The organism is Micromonospora sp. NPDC049900, from assembly GCF_044461025.1.
In the GTDB taxonomy this organism is placed as follows: domain Bacteria; phylum Actinomycetota; class Actinomycetes; order Mycobacteriales; family Micromonosporaceae; genus Micromonospora.
The window spans coordinates 69,361-71,618 of record NZ_JBITKM010000014.1; the positions used below are offsets into that span (position 1 = coordinate 69,361).

Here is a 2,258-nt window from a genome sequence, read left to right on the forward strand (position 1 = left end):
GGGGGGGGGGCGGGCGGGGGTGTGGGGGGGGGGGGCGGGGCGCCGCCCCCGCCCCCCCCCCCCGCCCCCGCCCCCCCCCCCGGGGGGCCCCCCGGGGGGGGGCCCCCCCCACGGCGTCCGGCGGTTCGGGTGGCCACCGGACGCGCGTACGTCATGACGGCTCGTATCCTTTGTGCGACCCGTCATGCGTACGACCGAGAGAGGACACGGCGTGAACGACCGGACCGAGACCTTGGAGTTCCAGGCCGAGGCGCGTCAACTGCTCCAGTTGATGGTCCACTCGATCTACTCGAACAAGGACGTCTTCCTGCGCGAGTTGATCTCCAACGCCTCGGACGCGCTGGACAAGCTGCGCCTGGCGTCGATGGTCGACAAGGACCTCGACGTCGACACCGGCGACCTGCACATCGCCCTCGACGTCGACCGGGACGCCCGCACCCTCACCGTCCGGGACAACGGCATCGGCATGACCCGTGACGAGGTCGTCTCCGTCATCGGGACGATCGCCAAGTCCGGCACCGCCGAGTTGCTGCGCCAGTTGCGCGAGAGCAAGGACGCCGGGGCGTCGCAGGACCTGATCGGCCAGTTCGGCGTGGGCTTCTACGCCGCCTTCATGGTGGCGGAGAAGGTCGAGCTGGTGACCCGGCGGGCCGGCGAGAGCGGCGGCACCCGCTGGGAGTCCGACGGCGGTGGCACGTACACCGTCGCGGCGCTCGACGACGCGCCCCAGGGCACCACGGTGACGCTGCACCTCAAGCCCGTCGACACCGACGACAACCTGCACGACTACACCGCCGAGTGGACCGTCCGCGAGATCGTCAAGCGGTACTCCGACTTCATCGCCCACCCGATCCGGATGACCGTCGAGCGGCCCGGCGCGGACGACGCCCCCGCCACCACCGAGACGGTCACGCTGAACTCGATGAAGGCGCTGTGGGCCCGACCGCGCACCGAGGTCGAGCCGGCCGAGTACCACGAGTTCTACAAGCACATCGGTCACGACTGGGCGGACCCCCTCGAAACCATCCACATGCGGGGCGAGGGCACCTTCGAGTACGACGCGCTGTTGTTCATCCCGTCACACGCGCCGCTGGACCTCTTCGCCGCGCAGGGCCGTCGGGGCGTGCAGCTCTATGTCAAGCGCGTGTTCATCATGGACGACTGCGACGCGCTGATGCCCAACTACCTGCGCTTCGTCAAGGGCGTGGTGGACGCGCACGACCTGAGCCTGAACATCTCCCGGGAGATCCTCCAGCAGGACCGCCAGATCCGCGCGGTGCGCCGCCGCCTGGTCAAGAAGGTGCTGTCCACCGTCAAGGACCTCAAGACCGGGCAGCCCGAGCGGTACCACACCTTCTGGACCGAGTTCGGCGCGGCGGTGAAGGAGGGGCTGGTCGACGACACCGACAACCGGGACACCCTGCTGGAGATCCTCTCGGTCGCGTCCACGAACGATCCGGCGGAGCAGACCGACCTGGCCGGCTACGTCAGCCGGATGAAGGACGGCCAGACCGACATCTACTACGCCACCGGCGAGCACCGGGCCACCATCGAGAACTCCCCGCACATGGAGGCGTTCCGGGCCAAGGGCTACGAGGTGCTGCTGCTCACCGACCCGGTCGACGAGGTCTGGGTGGAGCGGGTCGGCAGCTACGACGGCAGGACGCTGCGCTCGGTCGCCAAGGGCCAGGTCGACCTGGACACCGAGGATGAGCGCACCGAGGCCGAGGCCGAGCGGGAGCGGCAGCGCACCGAGTACGCCGCCCTGCTCGACTGGATGGGCGGGGTGCTGGCCGAGTCGGTGAAGGAGGTCCGCCTCTCCTCGCGGCTGACCACCTCACCGGCCTGCGTGGTCGGTGACGCCCAGGATCTGACCCCGACGCTGGAGAAGATGTACCGGGCGATGGGCCACGAGGTGCCCAAGGTCAAGCGCATCCTGGAGCTGAACCCGGGCCATCCGCTCGTCACCGGCCTGCGCAAGGCCCACGAGCAGGGCGACGCCGAGACGGCCCTGGCCGAGACCGCCGAGCTGCTGTACGGCACGGCCCTGCTCGCCGAGGGCGGCGACCTGGCGGACCCGTCCCGGTTCGCCCGGATCCTCGCCGACCGTCTCGCCCGCACGCTGTAACCGGTCACCGGAGCGGGGGGGGGCCCCCCCCCCCCGCGGGGGGGCCCCCCCCCCCGGGGGGGCGGGCCCCCCCCCCCCGGGGGCGGCGGGGGGGGGGGGCGGCGTGGGGCGCCCCCGCGGGGGGGGGCGG

General features: G+C 71.9%; 1 protein-coding gene. It reads left to right on the forward strand.

Features of this window, described 5'->3' with window-relative positions; genetic code table 11:
• The first annotated feature begins 184 nt into the window (after positions 1-184).
• Positions 185-2,128, forward strand: coding sequence for a molecular chaperone HtpG (htpG, locus tag ACIBMZ_RS24735; protein WP_396697641.1), 1,944 nt, complete (start codon positions 185-187; stop codon positions 2,126-2,128).
• Positions 2,129-2,258 lie beyond the last annotated feature (130 nt).